Raw genomic sequence first — 19,935 nt, 5'->3', positions numbered from 1 at the left:
TCATGAATACAGGAGAACGCTATAATCGACAAATAATTCTTCCGGAAATTGGAGAAATCGGACAGCAGAAACTTACAAAAGCTAAGGTTTTAATTATCGGAGCCGGTGGTTTAGGTTCGGCTATATTGCCTTATTTGGCCGCTGCCGGTGTTGGTGAAATTGGAATTGTAGATGATGATGTTATTGAGATTTCAAACTTGCATAGACAGGTAATTTATAAGAGTTCAGCAGTTGGAAAATACAAAGCTGATGAAGCTAAATTAATGGTTTCTGAATTGAATCCTTTAGTGAAAGTTCATGCAATTCCTGAAAGATTATCGGCAAAAAATGCGGTTTCATTATTCGAAAATTATGATATTATTGTTGATGCAACAGATAATATTGCTATTAAATATTTGATTAATGATGCTTGTATAATTACAAACAAACCAATGGTTTATGGATCTATTTTTAGATTTCAAGGTCAGGTTTCGGTTTTTAATTATCAAAACGGACCAACTTACAGATGTTTGTATCCGGATGAAAATACACAATCTGCAAGTTGTGAAGATGCCGGAGTAATTGGGATTTCAGTTGGAATTATAGGAATGCTTCAATCCAATGAAGTTATCAAAATGATTTTGGAAATAGGAGAAGTTTTAAGGGGTAAAATATTGGTGTATAATATTTTAAATAATGATCAGCAAAAATATGATTTCGAAAAGAATACTGATATTGTAATAAATAAAGAAGTTTTTGACGAAAAATATAATGAAGCTAAAAATCAAGTAGAAGAAATTTCTGTGAATGAAATTTTGAAGGAAATTGATAATGTTGAAGTTCTTTTTTTGGATGTGAGAAACGAAGATGAAGTTCCAAAAATAAATTTCAAGAATGTAATTCAGATTCCACTTTTAAACTTAGAAAATGAAATTGAAAAATTGGATAAAAATCAAACAATTTATGTTTTCTGTCAATCTGGAATCAGAAGTAAAATTGCAGTTGAATTGCTTCAAAAACATCAATTTAAAAATACAAAAAGTATTATTGGCGGTGCTTTATTGTTGAAGCAGTTATTAAAAAAAGAAATAAAAGTTTGACCAAATATAGCACACAGATTTAACAGATTAAACGGATCTGCATGGATTGCTAAATTTAAATTTGTGATAAAAGAAAATCTGTTAAAATCAGTGTAGATCTGCGGGCTAATTTGCAACCTATCTTATAATTAATCTGTGGTAAAAAATAAAATATAATGAGTAAAAATGTATTTGTAGAAGGACCAATTTCTTCAGAATTTATTGCAGAATCGATTGCAAAACACCAATCAAAACACACGATTGGTGCGCACAATATTTTTTTAGGACAAGTTCGTGCTGATGTTATTCATGACAACACGGTTGTTGCGATTGATTATTCGGCATATACGGATATGGCAAACGAGGCTTTGCATACAATTCGTGAAAAAGCTTTTGCTAAATTCGACTTAACATGCATGCATATTTATCATAGTTTAGGCGTAGTAAAAGCAGGCGAAATTTGTTTGTTTGTATTTGTTTCGGCAACGCGACGTAAACAAGTTTATGAAGCTACGGAAGCAATCGTAAACTGGATAAAAACAGATGTACCGATTTTTGGAAAAGAAATGTTTGAAAACGATACATTCACCTGGAAACAAAACAATAATGGTTGATATTACGCATAAAATAAGCACTTTAAGAGCCGCAACAGCAACGGCAATTGTCAAAGTTAGTAAACAGGAAACAATTGATGCTGTGGTAAATAATCTTGTGCCAAAAGGGAATGTGCTTGAAATGGCGAAAACCGCTGGATTATTTGCAGTGAAAAATACCCATTTATCGATTCCGGATTGTCATCCCATTCCAATTGAATTTACTTCGGTAGAATATAAAATTGAAGGTTTAACAATTGAGATTATTTTCAATGTAAAGACAGTTTACAAAACCGGAGTTGAGGTTGAAGCAATGCACGGCGCATCAATTGTTGCGTTGACGATGTATGATATGTTGAAACCAATTGATAAAGAAATTGAAATTTCGACTATTAAATTAATAAGTAAAGAGGGTGGGAAATCGTCTTTCAAAAATAAATTTCCAAACGTAATAAAAGCAGCAGTTTTTGTTTGCTCTGATTCAATTTTTGCAGGAGATAAAGAAGATCGTTCCGGAAAAATTATAGTTGAAAAATTAACTTCTTACGGAGTTGAAGCGGCGCATTATGAAATTATTCCTGATGAATTTGATATTATTCAGGAAAAAACAAAAGCTTTCGCCAAAGAGCATCAACTAATTATTTTTACCGGAGGAACGGGATTATCGCCAAGAGATGTTACGCCGGAAGCTTTGGCACCATTGCTTGAAAGCAGAATTCCTGGAATAGAAGAAGTGATTAGGGATTATGGACAGCAAAGAATGCCGTATGCGATGTTATCCAGAACAGTTGCAGGAACATTAGGAAAAAGTTTGGTTTTGGCTTTGCCAGGATCAACAAACGGAGCGAGAGAATCTATGGATGCTGTTTTTCCGCATGTAATGCATGTTTTTCATATTTTAAAAGGTAAAAATCATGATGCCATCTAAAACCATTTTAACGGATGATTTTGGACGAAAACACAATTATTTGCGTATTTCGTTGTTAGAAAAATGCAATTTGCGTTGTACATATTGCATGCCTGCTGACGGAATCGCATTGTCTCCAAAAGCCAGTTTAATGACAGCTGACGAGATTTTTGATTTGGCCCAAATTTTCGTAGAAAATGGTGTAGATAAAATAAGATTAACAGGCGGAGAACCTTTGTTAAGAAAGGATTTCCCTGAGATTGTATCTAAATTATCGACTTTAAATACTTCGCTTTCAATTACTACAAATGGTATTTTGATTGATCGTCATATTGATGTTTTGAAGCAATCCAATATTAAAAAAATCAACTTAAGTTTAGATACTTTAGTTGCTTCCAAGTTTAATTCTATAACGCTAAGAAATCAGTTTGAGAAAGTAATTGATAATATGCATTTACTTCTCAATAATGATTTTCGTGTAAAAGTAAATGTGGTTTTAATAAAAGGGTTTAATGATAATGAAATAATTGATTTTATTAAATTAACTCAGTTTTTACCTATTTCAATTCGTTTTATAGAGTTTATGCCTTTTGCAGGAAACGAGTGGGACAGAAGTAAAATGGTATCGCAAAATGAAGTCTTATCAAAAATAGAGGAATCTTTTACACTGGATAAAATTCAAAAATTGGAAGATGAAAAAAACTTCACAGCCAGAACTTATAAAATAAAAGACTTTCAAGGAGATTTCGGGATTATCAGTTCGATTACAAATCCGTTTTGTGATGGTTGTAACCGAATCCGCTTGACGGCAAATGGAAAAATTAAAAATTGTCTTTTTTCGCATTCCGAGACAGATTTACTAACACCTTTTAGAAACGGTGAATCTATCACAAATTTGATTTCAGAATCTATAAAAAACAAGAAAAAAATCAGATCCGGAATGGTTAGTATTTCTGAAATGGATGATCCAAAACTTCATTTTGATAATCGCAGTATGATTGCGATTGGTGGGTAAGTTTGAAGAGGTTATCGTTTTGAGAATCTTCGGGAATCTTTGTCAAAGTTTAAAACTTTGACAAAGATAGCGCATCGTTTGGTGGTTGCTTCGTTCCTCGCAATGACAAACCATATCTAAAAAGTTTTTGTATAAAAAAAAGGTTCAACAATTAAGTTAAACCTTTCTGATATTATTTTTTCTTTTTAGCTTTTGACTTTTTTTGAGACTTAGCTTTCTTTTTTGCTATTTTTTTCGCTTTAGCTTTGTCTTTCGCTTTTTTTGCTTTGTCTTTTTTCTTTGCTGCAGCTTTTTGTTTTGCTTTTTTAGCTTTCTCTTTCTTTTTGTCTTTTTTAGCTTTTTCTTTTGCCTTTGCTAATTTCTTTTTCGCTTTGTCTTTTTCTTTATCTTTCACTTTTTTCTTCTTTTTATCTGTTGATTTATCTTTTGTGTTTTCTCCTTTTGTTTCCGTTGCGTCTTCTGATGCTCCTTCTACTTTCTTTTCTTCGATAATAACTTTTGGAGTCGTTATTTCTTCAGGTTTTTCAACTGCAGCAGGAGTAACTTTTCTTACTGGAGCAGTTCGTGTTCTTTTAATTGGAGTAGTGGTAGCACTTTTTACTGTAGCCGTTGGAGTCTTTTTTACTGCAGGCGTTGGAGTTTTCTTTACCGTTGCGGCAGGAGTCCTTTTCACCGGCGCAGTTTTTTTTACAGGCTGCTCTGTTGGAGTAATTGACTCTACAGGTGGCGTTAAATCGGTTTGTTCAGCACCGTTTTCTGTTGTTGGGTTTGTCATATCTTACAATTTTTATTAATAAAACATTTTGCATTTAATTAATCTCCATGAAGTTACAATTGAAGATTAAGAAATTGTTAACTGGTTGTTACGTAAATGTAAGTAATAAAAACCTATTCCAATGTTAAGTTTTTCTTTAATTTAAAGCTTTAAAGTATTGATTGTTAGTGTTTTGTTTTTTAGGTAAAATTTTAAAATGAAAATCTCTTAACAATTCCACTGACAAAAAAATGATCTAAACTTATAATTTGGGCTTGTTTTCCTGGTATTTTAACTAGGAAATAAAAAAAACAAGATAATATAGTAATTATTATAAGTACACATATTATATTTGCACTTATTAATTTTAATTTAAAACAAAATGTGGTCAAAATCTCATTCAGTAGTAACAAAAGCGGTGACGAAGGAGCAAATGTGGAATTTATTTGTAGATGTAAACAATTGGCATACTTGGGACACAGGAATTGAATATGCTAAATTAGTAGGCAATTTTGAAAAAGGAAATCATTTTTTACTACGACCAAAAGGCGGACCGAATGTAAAAGTTGAATTATTGGAAGTTGTAGAAAATAAAAGATTTCTGGATGTCACTAATTTTCCTTTAGCCAAAATGTATGATGAACATTTGTTTGAAGAAACTCCTGATGGATTAAAAATTACGAATATCATAACCGTAAAAGGATTATTAGGTTTTCTTTGGGTGAAATTAGTTGCAAAAAAGATTGTCGATGCTTTGCCAATTGATGTTCAGGAACAAATTAAAGCAGCTTCTAAATTATGAGAACGAAGAAATATTGGATAGCAACCATATCAAAAGAGCACGCACAAAGAGCTATAAATGGCGGATTTATTCAAGTTTGTCATGGAAAAGAAGGGCCGTTGAAGAGAATGCAAAAGGAAGATTATATTTTAATTTATTCTTCTAAAATAACAATGGAAGGAAATGAAAAATGCCAATGTTTTACAGCTTTAGGAAAAGTAGTGGGTGATGAAGTATATGCTTTTCAGATGACTGAAAATTTTGTGCCTTTTAGGCGAAATATTCAATTTATGAAAGCTAATGAAGTTTCGATACTTCCGTTAATTGAAAATCTGGAGTTTATACCCAATAAAAAATCCTGGGGATATCCATTTCGTTATGGATTCTTTGAAATCAACGAAAATGATTTTAACTTTATAACTTCAAAAATGATTTCTAAAACAAACGTTACTGATAATTCGTAACAGAAAAAATAAAAATGAGTAAAGCAGAAGATAATACCTTTAGTGTTGAAAAATCGGAAGAAAGTTCAGGTTTTTTGCTGTGGCAAGTAACGAATCTTTGGCAACGCGAGATCAAAAAAGCTTTAGAAGAACACAATATAACGCATTCGCAGTTTGTATTGATGGCAAGCATACATTGGCTTACGCTTCATAAACAGGAAGTTACACAAGTTATTCTTTCGGCACATACGAAAATTGACCCAATGACGACTTCGACAGTTTTGAGAACTTTGCAGCAAAAAAGCTTCATTACAAGACAAGAACATGCTACAGATACAAGAGCAAAAGTAGTTGTACTTACTGATTTAGGAAAAGAGATCATTAAGAAAGCAATTTTAACAGTCGAAGATTTTGATCGAAAATTCTTTTCTGTTACGGGAGTAAATACGAAAGATTTAAACCAAAATTTAATAGCATTATTAGAGCAGAAATAAATCAATTCTACTCAGCGTGATTATAAGGTCAGGCTGAGTAGAGGCGAAGTATTAATTTGCAATAACTTCAAGAATCTTAAAATTACTCTTTGGAGATTCACATAAAGAACAACAAAAGGTTTCAGGTAAATCAGTAAATAAAGTTCCTTTCGAAATTCCCTGAGTTTTATCTCCATATTCAGAATTGTAAAGCGTTAGACATTCCTGACATTGGTAAATATCAAGTTGAGGTTTTTCTTTTTTCTGTGAATTTTCTACAGCATCAGGAATAGAATTTCCGAGTTCATCGAAATATTTTCGACTCAATTCAATCAGGATTGTCGGTAATTCAAGTTTATCAATATCTTGTGAGTGTACAATATATTCTCGCGTATTTGGGTCGAAATTCTTCGCAAATAAAACATTGTAAGTATCTCTGATTTTTATCGATTCGAGATCTTTTGGTAACTCATTTTTTTCAACTACAATTGAAGTGAAATAATGTCCGTCACGATTGTATTCGGATATTCCAAAAGTTAATCCATAAGTACTAATATCAAATTGGTCAAGCGTTCGAACCAGAAAAGTTTTAAGATTCAAAGCCCATTCCATTGCAACAGGCAAATGCCAATTCAATTCTAATAAAGAATGGCGAACGTTGATTCCTCTTTTTCCTAAAAACTTTTCCCATTCTAGTTTTCGGTCTTTTGGGATTCCTTTTATAATAAATGATTTCCAGGGCGTGATACATATTTTGCCAATTTTGCAATCGAAACACAAATCACACATTTCCCTAAGAAAATCTAAATCGTACAAATTATTTCTCCAATACAAACCAAGCCAATATTGATCAATTCCCATTCTGTTCATTCCTTCGTAATATGGAAACGGATAAAACGGAATATTTAGCGGTTTGTCAATTGTTCTGTTATTTGTATCTAAAGTTTCGCTGACTAAACTAAAAAGCACATCGATATCATATGATTCTTCGTTTGTAATTTTTTCAATTTCGTAATAAAGCTTCGCAATATCCCAACTATAAATTAAAACGGGATAAACTTCCATGCGTTCCCATTTTGGTAAACGAATGTATAAATACCAATAATCCTCATGTTCCGAAGCTATAAAGTTGAGATGACCCGTAAACAACGGAACAAGTTGCTGCTTTGGATCATTGATATTGACTTTTAGTTTCGGCTGTTCTTTAAACTGCTCTAAAACGTACAAAAACTTGTTTCCGGTTAACCAGTTCGTATTTCTGAAAATGTCTGTAGAAACATAAGAAGAAACAATATTATTGCCGCTTTTTTCATTTGGAAACACAAAATGATGTTTTCCAATTTTTTCTTTGTCTATAGTTTTTAATCCTTTCGGGAAAATAATATCCTGTCTTGAACCAAAGGAAATTGAATTTAAACCTTGATCCATAGCGATATTAACTACTTCTCGTAATTCTCCCGGCGAAATAACGCCTCCTTTTACTATTAGTCTTGTCAATTCCATGTGTTTATTTGTTTCAAGTTTATTTTGTTTCAGGTTTGAGGTTGTTGGATTGTGTTGATTTAACCGCAAAGTTTGCAAAGTTTTTTTCGCAAAGATTTAAAGGTTTATATGCTGTATGTAAAATTGTTTTCTATCGAAAAAGTTCACAAAGCATACATTTAAATCTTTGCTCAAAGCTTTGCGTACTTTAGCTATTTATTAAGTATCAATAAAAAAAGCTTTGCGAAACTTTGCGAAAAAAACTTTGCGAACTTTGCGGTAAAAATTTATGTTCAAAGCAAAGTAAACTGACACTGAAAACTATTTACACTTTGCAAGAATCTCTTTCACTTCTGTTTTACAGCTTCCGCAACCTAATCCGGCGCCTGTATTTTTACATAAATCAGTAAAATCGTTTACACCGCTTTTAATTGCGTCTTCGATATTTCCTGCTCCAACCTGACTGCAGGAACAAACTAATTTTCCTAAAACAGGTTTTGCATTTGAACTTCCTCTTAATAATGAATTCCTTTTGTCTGATAATTCGATTTTGCTTTCGATCATCGTTTTAAATTCAGCAAACTCATTTTTATCGCCCATTAAAATCGCTCCAACAAGCAAATCATCTTTTACGATGCATTTTTTATAGTAACGTTTCTTAAGATCGGCAAAAACAATTTCTTCGTAGGAATCGTCATTTTCGGGAATTGTAAGATCTCCGATACTACATAAATTAATATCTTCTAATTTTAGAATATTCATCAAAATCGAACCTTTGTAGAAACTACTAATATCGCCCGCCATAAAATTAGCGAGAATATTTGCCTGTTCTTCAGCAGCAGAAGTTATTCCGAATAATTTATTATCAAATTCAGCTATCTCTCCAATAGCGTAAATATCAGGATTTGAAGATTGTAAATACTGATTTACTTTTACGCCACGACCACAGGCAAGTCCGGTTTCGCGTGCAATTTCAATATTCGGAATTGTTCCAATAGTATAAACAATCGCATTTGCGGTTATGATTCGGCCACTTTTAAGTGCGATTTCTATCTCATTTGGATTATCGGTTTCAAAAACTGTACTTACTTCATTATCAAAATAAATCTGAATATCACGAAGCTGAACTTCTTCGGCCAATAATTTACTCGAAATTAAATCCAATTGGCGTTCCATCAAACGCGAAGCTCTTTGAATAATCGTTGTTTTTACTTTTTTATGTTTTAAAGCTGCCGCTAATTCTAAACCTAATAATCCTCCGCCAATAATTACAACATGTTGCTCTTCTGGAGGTAAATTGGTGCTGTCAAGATGTTTTTTTAAACGATCGGCATCTTCTTTTCGTCTTACCGTAAATCGTCCCGGAAGATGAAGTTGTGCATTTTCAGGAATAAAAGGACGGCTTCCGGTTGCCATTATTAGAGAATCGTAAGTATGAATTTCGCCAAGACTATCGATTATTGTTTTTTCTTTGGCATTTATTTTATCAATTGCAACGCCCGCTTTCATGGTAATGTTCAGCTTATTTAAAGCTTCGCCATCTTTAACTTTTAATAATTGTTCCCACGTAAATTCGCCTGTCATATACTCCGGAAGCAATACGCGATTGTAAAACGGATTTATTTCATTCGAAAAAACAATGATTTCATCTGTCGAATTAAACTCCCGATAGTTCTGAATAAATCTAAAAGAAGCTGCTCCGGCACCAATAATTGCAATTTTCTGAAAAGGCTTTATATATTTGCTAATCGCAACTGTAGTATATTTAAAATCAGGTTCTTTAGAAACCGGATCAACAACTGTATTGGTTAAATTATTAGTTCGGTTCAAGTCATTTTCCAGTTGTTTTCCCCAATGCATGGGTAGAAAAACTACTTTCTCTTTGATAGAATCGGTCACTTTTGCTTTTACCCGAACTTCTCCGTTTTTGCTGGAAACAACAATTATATCACCGTTTTTTATATCATTTTTATAAGCATCAATCGGGTTTATTTCTAAAACCGGACTTGGTGTATGCGTCATCAATCGGGATACTTTTCCTGTTTTGGTCATTGTATGCCATTGATCGCGAACTCTTCCTGTTGTTAGTATAAACGGAAATTGCGGACTTGGTTGTTCTGATGTATTTTCAATTGCTGTTGGTAAATTGAAAATAGCTTTTTGCGAAGGCGTGTAAAATTTTTTATCAGTAAAAAGGCGAGGAGTTCCCGGATGTCCATAATCCGGAACAGGCCATTGAAAAGTGCCTTCGGTTTTTAGTCTATGATAATTTAAAAATGAAATATCAATGTTTGTGTTTTTGGTTAACGCACAATGTTCTTTGTAAATTTCCTCGGCACTATTGAAATTGAAACCATGGAAATTCATTTTTTTAGCAAAGCGAATTAAAATTTCAATGTCCGATAAAGCTTCTCCAGGCGCATTAATTCCTTTAGGCAAATAAGAAATTCGACGTTCAGAATTTGTCATCGTTCCTTCTTTTTCTAACCAACCTGCTGCCGGTAATAATAAATCGGCATATTTTGAAGTATCCGCATTATGTGAAATATCCTGAACAACAACAAATTTGGCATTTTGTAAAGCTTTTTCGATTCGGCGAGAATCCGGCAAACTCACCATTGGATTGGTACAAATAATCCAAACGGCTTTCATTTTTCCTGATTCTAAAGCTTCAAACATTTCTGTTGCCGTTAAACCCGGTTTGTCTGAGATTTCATTAACGCCCCAAAAATCGGCAACTTCTTTGCGATGTTCCGGATTTGCAATGTCTTTGTGTGCTGCTAGTAAAGTTGCCATTCCGCCAACTTCTCGTCCGCCCATTGCGTTCGGTTGTCCAGTTAATGAAAACGGACCAGAACCCGGTTTTCCAATTTGTCCGGTTAATAAAGACAAATTTAATAAAGCCGTATTTTTATCAACGCCAACGGCGCTTTGATTTAATCCCATTGCCCAAAGCGAAATAAATCCTTTTGCTTTCCCGATTATATCTGCGGCAAGTTTGATATCGTTTACCGAAATACCACAAAGTTTAGAAGCTTTTTCGAAAGAAGTATTTAAAACAAGGTCTTTATATTGTTTGAAATTTTCGGCATTATTCTTTACAAAATCGTGATCTACGTATCCTTTTTCGATAATACGTTTGGCGATTGCGTGATACAAAATAATATCAGATCCAGGAAGAATCTGCAAATGCAAATCGGCGAAAGCTGCGGTATCTGTTCGTCTGGGATCTACAACAATGATTTTTACTTTCGGATTTTTCTCTTTGTGTTTTTCAATTCTTCGAAATAAGATAGGATGACACCAAGCCGGATTTGCGCCTGTAATCAGGAAAGTATCGGCCAATTCAATATCATCATAAGCAATTGGAACAGAATCTTCACCAAAAGTTTTTTTATAACCAACAACGGCCGAGCTCATGCAAAGTCTGGAATTGGTATCTATATTATTGGTTTTCAAAAAGCCTTTTACGAGTTTGTTGACCAAATAATATTCTTCGGTCAAACATTGGCCTGAAATATAAAAACCAACGCTGTCAGGACCATGTTTTTTTATAATAGAAGTAAAAACAGCAGCGGCACGATCAAGAGCCGTATCCCAACTTACGCGTTCCAGCGGATAAGATTTACTGCCGCGCATTTCAGGATATAAAATTCGGTCTGAAGTATCGTTGACCACATAATGCAAATTCATTCCTTTTGAGCACAACATTCCTTTGTTGACAGGATGATCTTTGTCGCCCGAAACCATCACGCCATTTTTAGCATCATTAGTCACGATAATTCCGCAGCCAACGCCACAATAGGAACAAGTAGTTTTGATTTTGGTATTTTGCATTATAACTCGTTTTTGAATACTAAATATGAATTTATATCTATCTAAGATGATTCACGTATATTGGTGTAAACAAAAATAAGTATTTTTACGTATAAATACGTAATTTTTGAATTTATTTTTTATGCTTTTGTAGTATTGTTTGAAAGACCTTAACTCTATTAGCAACTCCCTCTGGGTTTCGAATCGGGTTATACAAAGAGGAGTTTTTAAGCATTGCGACTAAAGTTATTGTTTCTTCTTCATTAAGATCGTTGATATTCTTATTAAAATAGAATTTAGAAGCTGCTTTAATTCCAATATTTTTATATCCAAAATCATAGTTTAATAATTGAAAGTTAAGACATTCATCATTAGTAAATTCTTTTTCTACTTTTAATATATAAATCAATTTTGTGAATGAATATCCATGCCTATAAGGACCTATGAAATTTGTAGAAACTTCACAAGGGCATCTTTTGTATTTTTCTGTCTCATTGACAATGTTGTAAATGTGTGTAAAAGATTTTAAATCTTCTTTTTGTGAATCTTTTAATTTATTTGTGAGGTAAACAAACTCTTCGTTTTCAAACATTGGATTATAATCACTAAGTAGAAAGAGATAAAGGATTATAAGAAGGATTGAAGAGAGAGTGATTATTTTAAGTCGTTTTTTCAGCATATATGTTTTTTGCAACGAAAGATAATCTTTTTTGTAGAGACGCACCGCAATGCGTCTCCACGTCGGGTAAATTTATTTTTTCTTTCCGATAAATCGAATTACAGAACCTTTTCCGTTATGGAATAAACCTTCGTTCAGTTCGATTTCTTTTTCTTGTAATTCAATGATTTCATAATTAGGAAAATCAGCTTGAATTTCTTCAATAGAAAACAAGGATTCAATATCTTTTGGTCCGCCAACTTTGTCGTTTATAGCAAGATATTCCAGGTGTTTTTTGCTGAAAGCTTCAAAAATAATGATTCCGTCTTTTCGCAAATAAGTTTCCAGCGTTTTGTGAATTGCTGATTTTATTTCTGCCGGAAAATGAGCATAAATTAAAGCAATTGCATCAAATTGTTCAGTCTGATAATTTAAGGTTTCTAATTCTCCAACCTGATAATCAATTGCAACATTGTTAGCTTCGGCAAGTTTTAAGGCTTTGTTTTTTCCTTCTTCGCTTATATCAAAAGCTGAAACTTTCCATCCTAATTTTGAAGCATAAATCGCATTTCTACCTTCACCTTCGGCAGGAAAAAGAATTGTTCCGGGGTTTAGTTTTTCTATTTGTTCTTTAAAATAATTGTTGGGTTCTTCACCGTACGCAAATTCTTCGCTGCTGTAACGGTCGTCCCAACGCTGAGTCCAGTTGTTCATAGTTTATATATTAAATTTAATTATTAAAGGTTTGTGATCACTATGCATAGTCCAGTCTTTGTAACTGCCAATTTCGACGCTTTCTAAAACTTCTATAAAATCATTTGATGCAAAGCAATAATCAAGATGATAAGGTTTGTTTTCGTGACGGTACATATACAAAGTTGGATGTTGTTCTTTGCCCTGTATCTGATTGTAATATTTATGATAAGTACTAAAAATCTGTTTTGACTCTAATGTTTGAACAACCGTCGAATGATTTCCTTCTCGTCGTGGTTTATCCCAAATCGTATTGCTATTGAAATCGCCTATTAAAATAGTTTTTGTTTCCTGAATCAAATCTGCGTAATGATTTATCGCTTTCCAAACCTGAGTGACATAAGCTCCATCTTTATCTTCGGGATTATTAGCCCAAACGGCAAACAAAGTAAAGTCAATTTTTCCACCTGTTACGGCAATTGGCAAAATATTTTTGAAACTTGGATTATGACAATCCAACAATTGAAATCGAAAATCGCCATAAGAGAAAACGCCAAGTCCTTTATGCGGATTTGTGCCATACCAAAGTATATCGGTTGGAGTTTTTATTTCGTCAGCGAACTTTAATTTTTCAGGATTTTCACACTCAGAAATTACAGCAATATCAGGATTGTAAGCCAAAATAAATTCGGCTTTTTTTCTGAATGCCATATTGCAATTCCAAGCTATGATTTTCATTGGATCAAAGATTTGATTGTGTTCACGAACAAGACACTCGTGCTAGCGGTGAATGGGGTAATCAAATATACCAATTAAAACTCCAAAATAATTTATGTAAAGCCAAAAAAAAATACCCTTTTCCACAAAATGAAAAAGGGTAAAATATATAAGAAAGTTTAAAATCTATTTCTTAAGACTAAAAACTCGGTTTTTAAATCTTAACCAACAAGTTTTGTTACGCCACTATTTATGTCAACTTCTGCAAAATTATGCTTTCCCATAACAACAAGTAGTTTGTTTGTATTAAATCCGACATATCTTATTTCAGGTTCACCGTTTTTTGGTTTTCCACAAACAGAAACTACATTTATCTGCCATTTTAGTTTATTTTTTTTATAAGCAGATATTGTCTGTAAGTCATTTTCGACAAAGTAAATAATGTTGTTTTTTTTAATTCCTCTTTTTTGTGTTTTTGCAAAATTTATTTCCGAATCTTTCGAAATTAAGGTATTATTATATTTTTGCGAAAAACCTGTTTGAGTAACTATAAAAGTTAGCATCGATAATTTTAAAAATTGTTTCATGGGATAGAATTTGGGGTTCATATTCGATTCAAATATAACTAATTAAAGTATAAAACAAGTTTTTGGAAGGACAAAAAAAATACCCTTTTCCGAAATAGGAAAAGGGTAAAATATAAAGGTGAAATTTGAATAAAAACTATTTTTTCCAGCTAAAAATTCTAGGATTAACAGAAATCATTAACCAAGCCCAATTGTTGGTATGTCCGGCATCTCCGCCTTTTATGAATTCCATAGTTTTAGATCCAAACATTTGAGAATAACCACCGGAAACATTAATGTCTTTTCTAAAGCTATAGCCAAAAGTAGCATCAATCTCAGTTCCTAAGTAAGAATCCATTTTTTCGTTTAACGGAGTTACTACATCTGCAGCAGCTAAAAATACATGCGGAATCAAAGCAAATTGCCATTTGTTAGAATTATAGTTTAGTTTTAAGAAGGCATCTTGCAAACCAACATTTTTTAAATGATTACCCACATAAAAATAATCCATATAACCGTTGAAACCATGATTGGTACCAAATATAGGGTTGAATGATTTAATTACCGAGCTTCCGTCATTTGTGGCTTTTCCAGAAAGAAATTCATAACCTAAACCAGCTTTAAAAGAATCAGTTATGCTATATCCAACGTTTATTGCAGCATCGTAAGCGCTAACTTGTTGATCAGTACTTTTTCCGGTTTGACCATAGAAACTTAAATTACTGTCAATTTTTCCTGTTTTGTAGGTTAAATAAGTTCCAAATGTTTGCATGTAATCTATGATTAATTCAGGATTGGGTGTTCTTGAAAATTCATAACCTGTATTTAATAGCAATAAACTAGCTCCAATTTTATCAAAAGTGGTATGATACCAAGCGTATTGCATTGTTTTGTAATTGGCTATTGTGTAAGGTGTTTGAACAGTATTTTCGGCATTTGAATTATAAGCTAATCCCATGTCAAGTTGATGGTTTTTTGGATGAAAAGAAACCATTAACGCATCGTGGCTTTGGCCTTGTTGCGCCCAATCCATTTCTCCCATAATACGTTGATTATCGTATGAAAGTACCTGACGTCCCATTCTGGCGCTCCACTTTTCTGTGAAGTCGTATTGTGCCCATCCTTCAAAAACAGCTACACCATTTTTGTCTGCAGTGGCTGTAGTAGCTACATCTCCCCAGGTTCTGGTGTTCTGAAAAGTTAATTTTACCGTTAATTGATCTTGTTTGTAATTGAAGTTTAGCCTTGAACGTTGTGAGATTTGCGAAGTTCCTTCCTGACCATCTAATAAAAGTGATTTGTACCCATTTCGATATTCAAAACGTGGTCTTATTTGTAAATTTACGTCTAATTCTTGTGCCTGACTATCAACACTTATTCCTGCTAATAGCAATAAAAGAATTATTTTTAGATTTTTCATAATTTGGTTTGTTTAAATAATGGTATAAAAGTATAAGAAAAAGATTTCTTTTTTTGTGATAATAATCATGTTCTTAATTTTTTAACTTTTAAAAGAGTTTAATTTCGATCAATTACTCTGGCTAAAATTGGTTGTTTTTCGTTCATGATTTTTGTTATTGTATAATGCATCCAAATCAGGCAAAGGGCAGAAAATACAAAGATAAAAATCCATGAACTCGACCAGATTCCGGTTGCGGTGAGCAAATATCCGAAAATTATTGGACCAAAAAAACCTCCTAAACCACCAATCATTCCAACCATTCCGCCAACAACGCCAATTTCGGTCGGGAAATATTCCGGAATGTGTTTATAGACAGCAGCTTTCCCAATTCCCCATGAAATTCCGATAAGAATAACCAGAACCAGAAAAACCCACATATTTGCATCAAATTTGATTACCGTAATTCCTTTGGCCAGTAATTCTTTCTTTTTTACGGTTTGATTTTGTTCTACAACAACTTGCTGCCATGAAGTTTTAGTGGGCAAGATAGCATTTTCGTTTTGATTCTCTTTTCTTTGAGCGACTGCAAAATCTGTATCTCCAATTTTTACTTTTTCGTTTGAAACGGAAGTTATTGTACCTTTTTTCGTAGCCAGAACGCCCGGACCAGTTGTGGTTATTTCCATTTTCGGAATCATTAATAAAGCGCTTAAAATTACCGAAGAACTTAAAACCCAATACATCACTTTTCTTGCGCCGAATTTATCTGATAAATAACCGCCAAAAGCTCTGATTACGCCAGACGGCAAACTAAAAAGCGTTGCAAATAATCCGCCCATAACAAGACTGGTTTGATAAACGTTCATAAAGTTGGGTAAAAGCCATTGCGAATACGCCACAAAACATCCGAAAACTAAAAAGTAATACGCTCCAAAACGCCAAACTCTGGCACATTTTAAGGATTGTAGCATTTGAGAAACGGTTTTGGTATTGTTTTCTATTTTTTTGTTTGTAGCAAAAATTAAAAAGGCAATTCCAATAATGACTAACGCAATTGCGTAAATAACGGGAAGTATTTTCCAGCCATTTTGTGGATCATTAATAGAGAAATGATTCAATAATGATGGCGCTAAAAAAGTTGTAATTGCGGCTCCGGCATTTCCCATTCCGAAGATTCCAAGTGCGCGTCCCTGCCATTCTTTTGGATACCAAATAGAAGTATAACCAATTCCGACAGCAAAACTGGTTCCAACCATTCCGAATAAAAAACTTAAGATTGCAAACGTTACAAAACTATCTGCATAAGGCAATAAAAATAGCGGAATCGAGCAGAGGAGAAGTAAAAGGGAAAAGACATATTTTCCGCCATATTTATCTGTTAATATACCAATTGGCAAACGCATAATAGATCCGGTTAGGATTGGGATTCCCAAAAGCCAACCGACTTGTACAACACTCCAATGAAAAATGCCATTGTCAACCAAAAAAGTTACCAATACACCGTTTAATGTCCAACAAGCAAAACATACGGTGAAGGCTAAAGTATTCAAAAATAAAATCTTGTGTGATTGTGATAAAGAGTTTGTATTTTTCATAGTACTTAGATTTGTTTTACCAAATGTAAATACTTATAAGTATTAATACGTAATTTTATCTAAGTATTTTGAATTTAATAAGTAGATTTACCAACATCACAAAATTGATTCTCTATTTTATTAAAATGCTATTTTTAAAAGGTCCTTTTTATCGTTTAAACAGAATTACAAAAGCGAATATTCTGCTGCTTTATTCGAAAGTTCCATTAAATTCTTCACTTTAAGCTTTTTCATTAGATTAAAACGGTGCACTTCGGCAGTTCGTTTGCTAATTTCCAGTGCTTCAGCGATTTCCTTGTTGCCTTTTCCGGATAATAAAAGCGTTAGAATTTCTTTTTCTCTTTTGGTAATCATCATTTCTTCGCCTAAATTTTGTTTAGGTTCAAGCGAATTTGAAACGTTTGTCAATTGACTGATTAATATCGAAGAAATATCTCCACTAAAATATTTTCCGCCCGCTGCCACAGTATGCAGCGCTTTTAGGAATTCTTCTTTGCTTGAGCCTTTCAATAAATAACCATCGGCTCCAGCCTTGATAGATTTCAATACGTATTCTTCGGATTCATGCATAGAAAGCATAATAATTTTTACATTATTACTTTCGCTTCTAAGTTTTTCTACTACCTCGATGCCGGTTAAATTTGGCATACGAATATCTACTATAAGTAAATCAGGTTTACTGGTTGCAACAACTTCAAGAGCATCAGCGCCATCAATAGCTTCGCCCACAACCTCTATGTTTGCTTCGTTTTCCAGTAAAGATTTTATTCCATCTCTTACAAATACATGATCATCTGCCAGAACTACTCGAATATTATTGCTCATGATTTACTTAATTTTGATTCTTGATTTTTACGTATATTCATCTAAAAAGAAGATGCTAAGATACGTAATTTTTGTAATTTTTTATAATTAGATAATTTGTCAATTAGAAAATTAGATAATTCGTTGTAGACTTTTGTTTAGTTTCTTTTTGAAGAAGGTTTTTGTGTTTTTTGTCATCTTGATCCCGAAGCTTCGGGAGAGAGAACACATAAGTAGATCGACAAAGATTGCGAAAACCTTTGTCAAAGTTTGAAACTTTGACAAAGGTCTGCATGTAGAAAATTATCTAATTGACAAATTATCTAATTCCTAGATCGGAATATTAAAAGTAATTCTCGTTCCTTCGCCGGGAATCGATTTAATAAAAACGCGTCCGTTGATGTATTGAATTCTTTCTTTCATGAACAATAATCCCATTCCGGATTCGCTGTTGCGTTTTTTGTCGACCGCATTTATATCAAAACCTTTTCCGTTGTCGTCTATAATTATACTTAACAAAGTATCGCTGTGCGAAAGTTGCACGATAATATGTGATGATTCGGCGTATTTTATGGCATTATTAATTGCTTCTTGAGTTAGGCGATAAATATTGATTTCGATTAGAGAATCCAGACGCTGATTAAAATCGGTTTTGTTGTAAAACAGAATTTCTTTTCCGGTTAATTTCGAAAGTTCCTGCGTAAGTTTTGCCAGAGAAGAAACAATACCGTGATCGCTTAATTCCGGCGGCATCAGGTTGAAAGTTGCCGTGCGAACACCTTTGATTATATCAAGGGATAATTTCTTTAAATATTCTATTTTTTGAGCCGCTTTTTCCTTGTCATCCAGATTAATACTTTCCAAACTGAATTTTAATCCGGTAAGCATTTGACCAATTCCATCGTGAATTTCTTTGGCGATTCGGTTTTGTTCGTTTTCCTGATTTTCGACAATTTTGCTGGAAATAATCTTCTGCTGATTGATTTTTTCGGTGCTGTTTTCAATGTTCAAACGCTCAACTTCGCGTTGCGCTTTTTTGCGTTCTGTAATGTTGAAACAAACAATCAAAAGTTCTAATTCGTCCTTTTTAATCATTACCGGAACCATTGATAAATCAAGCCAAATCGTTTGCGCTTCTTTATTGACGATTTTGATTTCGCCTTGCCAGCCGCTTCGTTGTTTTTCAAAAATAATACGATCAATATTAAGTTGTTCTTTTTCGTCAGTCGTTAAGATTTCTGAGAACTTTTTATTGGATAAAAACTTGGTATAATTTAAAAGTTTGGCAAATTTTTCTCCAACATGAATAATCGAACCATCGGGAGCAATGCGGCAATAAAGCAGCGTGTTTTCCATTGCATAATTGAGCGATTTTAATTCTTTTACCGAGTTTTCTTTGATTTCGCTGATAATTTCTGTGTCGTGCGCCAGTTTTAAAGCTTTCTTTTCAGAGGATAAAAGTTTAGCGATCAGTTTCTCGATTTTCTTATTTGTAGGTTTAAAAATGAAGAAGAATTCTAAAAGTAAAACCAAAAGTGTAAAACCAAAAATCCAATATTCGATCTTACGCTGTTCAGTAACTTTTTCGTGTGCTTCGAGATCGTATTGCGTTACAATCTGATTCATTTTTGAAAGGAAAACACCTTCATTTTCCAGAATAAGCTGAACCAGTTTTTGGTTATTGGCTAAGTTATTTTTCTGCTCTAAATTTAGCAGAAACAAATCTGTTGTTTCGGCGATTGTTGTGAAATTTGGTTTTATTTCACGATATAATTTTGTGAGTGTTTCGCTTTTTTCTTTTGGGAAAGCCAAACTATCACTGCCATTTTCTAAAGCATTTTGAGTGGTTTTCCAAAGGGACAAAACTTCTTTTAAATGCGAAATCTGTTGTGGAGAAACATCAGCAGAAACATAATTTAAAATCAATATTTCTTTGACAATTTTCTGGCTCAGCATTCTTTGCTTTCCCGAAATATTGATGATTTTAGAATCGCTTAATTGTTGTTTTAGATTGTATTGAACCAAAAACTGACTTAAAATGATGGTTATAGCAATAGTCAGAAGTGCAAAAAAATACAGACGTCGTAAATTTTTGAAAGTGATTTTATCTGCAGCTTCCTGATTGTTTTTTTTCATTCGAAAATAAGATCTGTCTTTTTTGGCGAGAATATAATTTGC

The 19,935-nt window shown here is 33.2% G+C and carries 18 protein-coding genes; 7 read left to right on the top strand and 11 right to left on the bottom strand.

The window, feature by feature from the left end:
* Positions 1–2: 2 nt before the first annotated feature.
* From moeB to moaA, 4 genes are all read left to right on the top strand, one after another.
* Positions 3–1,079 (top strand): HesA/MoeB/ThiF family protein, encoded by a 1,077-nt coding sequence (gene moeB, locus CLU81_RS04675; protein WP_099708761.1) that lies wholly within the window; start codon positions 3–5, stop codon positions 1,077–1,079.
* 155 nt (positions 1,080–1,234) lie between these two features.
* On the top strand, positions 1,235–1,672 hold the full coding sequence (locus CLU81_RS04670; RefSeq protein ID WP_099708760.1) for a molybdenum cofactor biosynthesis protein MoaE: 438 nt from the start codon (positions 1,235–1,237) through the stop codon (positions 1,670–1,672).
* Positions 1,665–2,579: a bifunctional molybdenum cofactor biosynthesis protein MoaC/MoaB gene (gene moaCB / locus CLU81_RS04665; protein WP_099708759.1), complete on the top strand. Its 915-nt coding sequence runs from the start codon at positions 1,665–1,667 to the stop codon at positions 2,577–2,579. The genes CLU81_RS04670 and moaCB overlap by 8 nt, the downstream gene beginning before the upstream one ends.
* Positions 2,566–3,573, top strand: a complete 1,008-nt coding sequence (gene moaA, locus CLU81_RS04660; RefSeq protein WP_099708758.1) for a GTP 3',8-cyclase MoaA — start codon at positions 2,566–2,568, stop codon at positions 3,571–3,573. Before moaCB ends, moaA begins: the two co-directional genes overlap by 14 nt.
* Before the next feature lie 172 nt (positions 3,574–3,745).
* Here moaA and CLU81_RS04655 read toward each other — a convergent pair whose 3' ends face one another.
* Positions 3,746–4,348, bottom strand: a complete 603-nt coding sequence (locus tag CLU81_RS04655; protein WP_099708757.1) for a hypothetical protein — start codon at positions 4,346–4,348, stop codon at positions 3,746–3,748.
* Between the two features lie 361 nt (positions 4,349–4,709).
* On the opposite strand from CLU81_RS04655, the gene CLU81_RS04650 reads away from it, so the two are divergent.
* Genes CLU81_RS04650 through CLU81_RS04640 form a run of 3 tightly spaced genes read left to right on the top strand, consistent with a single transcriptional unit; the run spans position 4,710 to position 6,045 of the window.
* Complete coding sequence (locus CLU81_RS04650; RefSeq protein ID WP_099708756.1) at positions 4,710–5,129, top strand: SRPBCC family protein; 420 nt, start codon at positions 4,710–4,712, stop codon at positions 5,127–5,129.
* On the top strand, positions 5,126–5,572 hold the full coding sequence (locus CLU81_RS04645; RefSeq protein WP_099708755.1) for an EVE domain-containing protein: 447 nt from the start codon (positions 5,126–5,128) through the stop codon (positions 5,570–5,572). The genes CLU81_RS04650 and CLU81_RS04645 overlap by 4 nt, the downstream gene beginning before the upstream one ends.
* 14 nt (positions 5,573–5,586) lie before the next feature.
* Complete coding sequence (locus tag CLU81_RS04640; RefSeq protein WP_099708754.1) at positions 5,587–6,045, top strand: MarR family winged helix-turn-helix transcriptional regulator; 459 nt, start codon at positions 5,587–5,589, stop codon at positions 6,043–6,045.
* A 51-nt stretch (positions 6,046–6,096) separates the two neighbouring features.
* Here the strand turns inward: CLU81_RS04640 and CLU81_RS04635 are convergent, their stop codons facing one another.
* The 10 genes from CLU81_RS04635 to CLU81_RS04590 all read right to left on the bottom strand — a co-directional run bounded on the left by CLU81_RS04635 (position 6,097) and on the right by CLU81_RS04590 (position 19,893).
* On the bottom strand, positions 6,097–7,527 hold the full coding sequence (locus CLU81_RS04635; RefSeq protein WP_099712670.1) for a rubredoxin: 1,431 nt from the start codon (positions 7,525–7,527) through the stop codon (positions 6,097–6,099).
* Between the two features lie 300 nt (positions 7,528–7,827).
* Positions 7,828–11,343 (bottom strand): nitrate reductase, encoded by a 3,516-nt coding sequence (locus CLU81_RS04630; RefSeq protein ID WP_099708753.1) that lies wholly within the window; start codon positions 11,341–11,343, stop codon positions 7,828–7,830.
* A 112-nt stretch (positions 11,344–11,455) separates the two neighbouring features.
* Complete coding sequence (locus CLU81_RS04625) at positions 11,456–11,914, bottom strand: transglycosylase domain-containing protein (RefSeq protein WP_233209661.1); 459 nt, start codon at positions 11,912–11,914, stop codon at positions 11,456–11,458.
* A gap of 159 nt (positions 11,915–12,073) precedes the next feature.
* On the bottom strand, positions 12,074–12,694 hold the full coding sequence (locus CLU81_RS04620; RefSeq protein WP_099708751.1) for a bifunctional 2-polyprenyl-6-hydroxyphenol methylase/3-demethylubiquinol 3-O-methyltransferase UbiG: 621 nt from the start codon (positions 12,692–12,694) through the stop codon (positions 12,074–12,076).
* 3 nt (positions 12,695–12,697) lie between these two features.
* Complete coding sequence (locus CLU81_RS04615) at positions 12,698–13,411, bottom strand: endonuclease/exonuclease/phosphatase family protein (protein ID WP_099708750.1); 714 nt, start codon at positions 13,409–13,411, stop codon at positions 12,698–12,700.
* Between the two features lie 200 nt (positions 13,412–13,611).
* The gene (locus CLU81_RS04610; protein WP_099708749.1) at positions 13,612–13,977 is read right to left on the bottom strand and encodes a hypothetical protein; all 366 of its coding nucleotides are present in this window, start codon (positions 13,975–13,977) and stop codon (positions 13,612–13,614) included.
* Between the two features lie 136 nt (positions 13,978–14,113).
* A complete protein-coding gene (locus CLU81_RS04605) occupies positions 14,114–15,376 on the bottom strand; it encodes an alginate export family protein (protein ID WP_099708748.1) in 1,263 nt (420 codons plus the stop codon).
* Between the two features lie 98 nt (positions 15,377–15,474).
* Entirely contained in the window at positions 15,475–16,953 is a 1,479-nt protein-coding gene (locus CLU81_RS04600) for a nitrate/nitrite transporter (RefSeq protein WP_099708747.1), read from the bottom strand.
* Positions 16,954–17,118: 165 nt separating this feature from the next.
* Positions 17,119–17,778 carry a response regulator transcription factor gene (locus tag CLU81_RS04595; protein ID WP_099708746.1) on the bottom strand — a complete coding sequence of 220 codons (660 nt, stop codon included), beginning with the start codon at positions 17,776–17,778 and terminating at the stop codon, positions 17,119–17,121.
* Positions 17,779–18,087: 309 nt separating this feature from the next.
* Positions 18,088–19,893, bottom strand: coding sequence for an ATP-binding protein (locus tag CLU81_RS04590; protein WP_099708745.1), 1,806 nt, complete (start codon positions 19,891–19,893; stop codon positions 18,088–18,090).
* Positions 19,894–19,935: the final 42 nt, after the last annotated feature.

The organism is Flavobacterium sp. 9 (assembly GCF_002754195.1).
GTDB lineage: Bacteria > Bacteroidota > Bacteroidia > Flavobacteriales > Flavobacteriaceae > Flavobacterium.
Note: the sequence above shows the minus strand (reverse complement) of the source record. Positions and strands in the feature narration are given on the sequence as shown.

What these genes read in the sequence shown, in the direction of transcription:
- CLU81_RS04635 (WP_099712670.1), bottom strand. Translation starts at nt 7,527, where the DNA reads ATGGAATTGACAAGACTAATAGTAAAAGGAGGCGTTATTTCGCCGGGA.
- CLU81_RS04595 (WP_099708746.1), bottom strand. Translation starts at nt 17,778, where the DNA reads ATGAGCAATAATATTCGAGTAGTTCTGGCAGATGATCATGTATTTGTA.
- CLU81_RS04600 (WP_099708747.1), bottom strand. Translation starts at nt 16,953, where the DNA reads ATGAAAAATACAAACTCTTTATCACAATCACACAAGATTTTATTTTTG.
- moaA (WP_099708758.1), top strand. Translation starts at nt 2,566, where the DNA reads ATGATGCCATCTAAAACCATTTTAACGGATGATTTTGGACGAAAACAC.
- moeB (WP_099708761.1), top strand. Translation starts at nt 3, where the DNA reads ATGAATACAGGAGAACGCTATAATCGACAAATAATTCTTCCGGAAATT.
- CLU81_RS04670 (WP_099708760.1), top strand. Translation starts at nt 1,235, where the DNA reads ATGAGTAAAAATGTATTTGTAGAAGGACCAATTTCTTCAGAATTTATT.
- CLU81_RS04655 (WP_099708757.1), bottom strand. Translation starts at nt 4,348, where the DNA reads ATGACAAACCCAACAACAGAAAACGGTGCTGAACAAACCGATTTAACG.
- CLU81_RS04630 (WP_099708753.1), bottom strand. Translation starts at nt 11,343, where the DNA reads ATGCAAAATACCAAAATCAAAACTACTTGTTCCTATTGTGGCGTTGGC.
- CLU81_RS04615 (WP_099708750.1), bottom strand. Translation starts at nt 13,411, where the DNA reads ATGAAAATCATAGCTTGGAATTGCAATATGGCATTCAGAAAAAAAGCC.
- CLU81_RS04610 (WP_099708749.1), bottom strand. Translation starts at nt 13,977, where the DNA reads ATGAAACAATTTTTAAAATTATCGATGCTAACTTTTATAGTTACTCAA.
- CLU81_RS04640 (WP_099708754.1), top strand. Translation starts at nt 5,587, where the DNA reads ATGAGTAAAGCAGAAGATAATACCTTTAGTGTTGAAAAATCGGAAGAA.
- CLU81_RS04650 (WP_099708756.1), top strand. Translation starts at nt 4,710, where the DNA reads ATGTGGTCAAAATCTCATTCAGTAGTAACAAAAGCGGTGACGAAGGAG.
- CLU81_RS04620 (WP_099708751.1), bottom strand. Translation starts at nt 12,694, where the DNA reads ATGAACAACTGGACTCAGCGTTGGGACGACCGTTACAGCAGCGAAGAA.
- CLU81_RS04605 (WP_099708748.1), bottom strand. Translation starts at nt 15,376, where the DNA reads ATGAAAAATCTAAAAATAATTCTTTTATTGCTATTAGCAGGAATAAGT.
- CLU81_RS04645 (WP_099708755.1), top strand. Translation starts at nt 5,126, where the DNA reads ATGAGAACGAAGAAATATTGGATAGCAACCATATCAAAAGAGCACGCA.
- CLU81_RS04625 (WP_233209661.1), bottom strand. Translation starts at nt 11,914, where the DNA reads ATGTTTGAAAACGAAGAGTTTGTTTACCTCACAAATAAATTAAAAGAT.
- CLU81_RS04590 (WP_099708745.1), bottom strand. Translation starts at nt 19,893, where the DNA reads ATGAAAAAAAACAATCAGGAAGCTGCAGATAAAATCACTTTCAAAAAT.
- moaCB (WP_099708759.1), top strand. Translation starts at nt 1,665, where the DNA reads ATGGTTGATATTACGCATAAAATAAGCACTTTAAGAGCCGCAACAGCA.